This window comes from Longibacter sp., from assembly GCF_051155795.1.
Taxonomy (GTDB): Bacteria; Bacteroidota; Rhodothermia; order Rhodothermales; family Salinibacteraceae; genus Longibacter.
The window spans coordinates 1-4,439 of record NZ_DAXETW010000135.1 but is presented as its reverse complement, the minus strand read 5'-3'; the positions used below and the strand labels follow the sequence as shown (position 1 = coordinate 4,439).

5 protein-coding genes are annotated in these 4,439 nt (G+C 63.1%); 1 reads left to right on the top strand and 4 read right to left on the bottom strand.

Annotated features, from left to right (window positions below):
* On the top strand, positions 1-893 hold an 893-nt coding region (locus ACFCU0_RS13380), incomplete at its 5' end, for a LysR family transcriptional regulator (RefSeq protein WP_434974182.1).
* Between the two features lie 130 nt (positions 894-1,023).
* Here ACFCU0_RS13380 and ACFCU0_RS13375 read toward each other — a convergent pair.
* From ACFCU0_RS13375 to ACFCU0_RS13360, 4 genes are all read right to left on the bottom strand, one after another.
* Complete coding sequence (locus tag ACFCU0_RS13375; RefSeq protein ID WP_434974181.1) at positions 1,024-2,289, bottom strand: Na/Pi symporter; 1,266 nt, start codon at positions 2,287-2,289, stop codon at positions 1,024-1,026.
* Positions 2,290-2,343: 54 nt separating this feature from the next.
* The gene (locus ACFCU0_RS13370; RefSeq protein WP_434974180.1) at positions 2,344-2,742 is read right to left on the bottom strand and encodes an NUDIX hydrolase; all 399 of its coding nucleotides are present in this window, start codon (positions 2,740-2,742) and stop codon (positions 2,344-2,346) included.
* Positions 2,743-2,791: 49 nt separating this feature from the next.
* Positions 2,792-3,190 carry a YgiW/YdeI family stress tolerance OB fold protein gene (locus tag ACFCU0_RS13365; protein ID WP_434974179.1) on the bottom strand — a complete coding sequence of 133 codons (399 nt, stop codon included), beginning with the start codon at positions 3,188-3,190 and terminating at the stop codon, positions 2,792-2,794.
* Positions 3,191-3,428: 238 nt separating this feature from the next.
* The coding region (locus ACFCU0_RS13360; RefSeq protein ID WP_434974178.1) for a sensor histidine kinase at positions 3,429-4,439 on the bottom strand (1,011 nt) is incomplete at its 5' end.

The following is a 4,439-nucleotide window of genomic DNA, read 5'->3' as shown; positions in this document are numbered from 1 at the left end:
CCGACATGGAGCTTCGTCATCTACGCTACTTTGCAGCGCTCGCGCGGGAACTGCATTTCAGGCGAGCGGCCGAGTCCGTGTTCGTCGCGCAGTCCACCCTGAGCCAGCAGATCCGGGCGCTCGAGGACGAGCTGGGGGTGCAGCTGGTCGAGCGGTCCCGCCAGCACGTCGAGTTGACGGAGGCGGGGAGGACGTTCCGCCCGTACGCGGACGAGGTCTTGCGCAAGGCGAGAAAGGCAGAGTCGATGGCGAGGGCGGCCCGCGACGGGCGCGCGGGACTCCTCCGTATCACGTACGAGGCGACAGCCATGAGAAGTGGATTGCCAGAGGTGATCCAGACGCTTCGCGATGCGGTGCCGAATGTGCAGCTGGACTTGATGGAACTCGACACGCACGCGCAGACGCGCTCCCTTCGGGACGAGCAGTCGGATGTGGGCTTCCTGTTTCTCCCGATCGACGAACGGCAGCTCCGGGTTCGCTCACTGCACACGGCGCCGATGATTGCCGTTTTCCCGGAGAACCATCGTCTGGCGGGACAGGAGACCGTGGCCCTGCGAGAGATGGAGGCCGAGCCGCACGTCATGTGGGCCCGGGACGTCGCACCCCGCATCTTTGACGCCTACGTTCGAGCGTGCCACGACGTCGGGTTCGCGCCGCGCATCGTGCAGGAGATCCGAGGCGGGGAGAGCTTCCTCGGCCTGGTGGAAGCCGGGCTCGGCGTCTCGATCGCCCATCACTCCAACATCCAGATCCGGCGCCCGGGCGTTCGATACGCCGTGATCACCGAGCCGGAGGTTCCCTTGAATCTCGGCGTTGCCTATCGCCAGCAGGAGGACTCGCAGGTCGTTGGGCGACTGCTGGAGATACTCGAACAGACGGAGGCGTTCGAATGAGGCAGCGTGATCGTGGACTGGGTGCGGGTTGTCGGTCGTGCGTTGTTGATTGGATGGTCCTCCGAACGTCGGATTCAGGTGGAGCGTTCAATCATAATCCAATCCACAACCCACAATCGATCATCGCTTCCTACCCTTTTGCCGGCGTCACCCGTTCAGCTTCGACCGCAGACGTCGGTGCGGATGCCGGTGCGCGCTGCTCGAGCAGTTCAGGCTTGGGCGGGTCGTAGGACATCTCGATGTTGCGCGTCGATAGAATGGTGACGAGCGGGATCACGAAAAAGACGACCCCGATATATCCAACCGCGTAAGCCCGGTTGGTGATCGCCCAGTCGCCGAGTTTTTCTGCGAGGCGGATCGGGATCCGGCGGAGGCGCTCGATCGGGAGGAAGATCGCGATGCCGTACAGGTTGAAGAAAAGGTGCGCGAGGGCCACCTTCACGGCGGCGATGCCCTGTAAGGCTTCCGCGGTCCCCGGCGCACCGGAAGAGGACAATACGAGGGCTGCCAGGATGGCCGTCATCGTCGTTCCGATGTTGGCGCCCAGGACGAACGGGTAGATCTGCGTCACCGTGAGAATGCCGGCGCCGACGAGGGGCACCGTCAGCGAGGTGGTGATCGACGAGCTCTGCACCAGGAAGGTGAGCGCCACGCCCAGAAGCATCGACACGACGGGATGCCCGAAGATGTACTCGTTCAGGACGCGCTCCGATTGTCCGAGGACGAGGCGTTTCAGGAGCGAGACCAGGAATTTGAGGGATAGAAAGAGCAGGCCGAGACCGGCGAACATTACGATTACACCGCTTTGGCCGGATGCGGCGATGACGAGCCCGGCGATCGGCTCCGTGACTTGCTTGACCGGGCTCAGCAGCTGCGTGCCCCCAATATTGGCCAGCGACTCCGTGAAGTAGGCGGCGGGCCGGGAGACGACCTGAAACATCAACTCCAGAGGGAAGAGAACGGCCACAGCCAGGAAGTTAAAGAAATCCTGCACAGTGGCTCCGGCCATGGCGCGGCGGAACTCTTCCTTCCGTGTTACCGATCCCAGCGAGACGATCGTATTCGTCACGCTCGTCCCGATGTTGGCGCCCATGACGATCGGGATGGCGCCGGCAATGTCCAGCACGCCCGCCGCGACGAGCGATACGGTGAGCGTCGTCGTGGTGGAGGAGGACTGAACGAGGGACGTCGCCAGGATACCGATGAAGAGCCCGACGAACGGGTTCGACGTCATCTTCAGCAGCGTCTCAGCGAGGCCGCCGCCCATGAGTTTGAACGATTCGCCCATCAGCTCGAGGCTGGTGAAGAACATCACCAGGACGAGCACCAGGAGGAGGAAGCGAATCGCCTGACTATCGGGCGTGAGCGTTTGCTTGCTCGTTGGGGAGGTGGACATGAGGGCGGGGAAAGCCGGCAGAGGATGAAGTCGGGATAGGGAGGCGGTCCGCGGTTATGCGCCGTTGAGTTGGTCGAGGGCGTCCTGCATCAAGCGAGCGAGGCCGGGTTCATCGACGGTCGTCCGTGCCTCGGAGGCGTCAAGCCACCGTCGTTCTCGTTCGTGATCTTCCTGCCACGCCTCGTGGATCTGATCGACGTGGAGCAGCCACATGCGAATGGTGGTGTCCGTTTCGCCGTGCTCGTAGGTGCCGAGGTCGGGGCGTACCAGTTCTCCCTCCACGCCGGCCTCTTCCAGAGCTTCCAGTTCGGCAGACCCGGCCTGGCCGTACTCGACCTCGATGTTGCCCTTGGGGCAAATCCAGCGTCCACTGGTCTTGGTCGTGATGATGAGAAACTCGACGCGATCCGCCACACGGCGAAAGGGGATGGCGCCTACCTGTTCAGTCGGCATTAGAAGCGATCTACGTTCAGGAGAAAAACAGCGGGGCGAAGCACCGGCGTTACTCGGCGCCGTCGGTTAGCAGTACGAGGTGTTCGACGTCAATTTCCGGCTGACGGAGGAATGCGGTCTCGATTTCGCCGCAGATTTCCACGCGCAGGCCAGGTCGAATATCGCGTCCGAGAAGCACACCTTCGTCGATTTCAATGCGAATCTGCCCGGTCTCGTCCGAAAAGGCGTATTTCTCGGTGCTTACCTGCTCGAGGATCTGACCGCGAATGCGCACATCCTGGTCGTCTTCCGGGTCGTCGAGAATCTGGGCAACGGTCGTGAGGTCGCCGTTCGAGGCGGTGGGCTGCGCAGCGGTCAGCGTCGGAAGCGTCAGCGTGAGGGCTGCGAAAAGCAAAAGCGCCGTGCAGCTGCGATGGAGGGAGCGATACATAACCGTGGCGATGAACATGGCCGGGGAGGGGGGACAGACAGGGCATGCCGTCGATGCATGTCCCTGTACGAGCCGATCCTTACCAGTCGCTTACCGCTTGCTTACAAATCTGTAAGGCGAGGGGATGTGTGAAAGTGTGAATGTGTGAAGGTTTGAACGTCAGAAGAGGAGTCTGCACGAAAGCCCTTCCCCAATTCGCCCTTCGAAATTCGCAATTCGAAATTCCCCATTCCCCATTCGCCATTCTCCCTTCTCCTCATTCCTCTGCCGGTAGGTAAACGCGAAACGTCGAGCCTTTGCCCGGGGTGCTGTCGACGGTGACGCGGCCGTTGTGTGCGTGAGCGATGGCACGGACGAGGCTGAGTCCCAGTCCGAGGCCTTTCTCCGAGCGGCTTCGGTCGCCGCGATACAGCCGGTCCCAGATCCGCGGCAGGTCCTTCTCCGGGATGCCGGTCCCCGTGTCGCGGATGGTAATGCACGCCGCCGCGTCGGCTTGATCGGGAAACGACGTTTGCTCTGCCGTCACTGATACGGAACCGCCTGCCGGTGTGTACTTGACGGCGTTATCGAAGAGGTTGGCGAAGACCTGCCGCATCCGTCCCGGGTCGACCACCACGGACAGGTCGGCCGGGACGTCGACGGTCAGCGAGACGTCCTTCTCCTCCGCGACCATTCCGTAGGCATCCGCAACGTCCCGCAAGAGGTCCTGCACCCGCACGGTTGATTTGGAGAGCGAAAGCGTGTCCGCCTCCGCTTCTGCGACATCCATGATCCCGTCGAGCATGTCGAGTACGACATCCGACGTATCGACGAGCTCGGCGAGGGCATCACGAAGGGCCTCCGCGTCATCGTCCTTCTGCAGGGCGAGTTCGGCACGGGCGCGCAGCCGCGTCATCGGCGTGCGGAGGGCATGCGCGACGTTGTCAACCGTCTCCCGCATGCCGCCGACGAGTTGCTCGATGCGGTCCAGCATCCGGTTGAACAGGTGGACGAGCGTGGCAAATTCGCCGGCCGCTTCATCGGCCGGGGCCCGCGTCTGGACATCCCCCGTCTCGATCACGGTATGGAAGGTCTGGACGAGGCGGCGGACGGGACGGAGGGCCCGGTAGGCGAGGAACGTACCGCCCAGCAGGGCGATCAGGATGACGGGCAACAGGATCGCGAGAAATGCGGACTGCATCGATCGGAGCACATCCGCGCGCACATCGGCGTCGATGCCGACCTGCAGGACGCGTGTCGGGGATGCCCGCAGCGCCAGAGCCGCGAG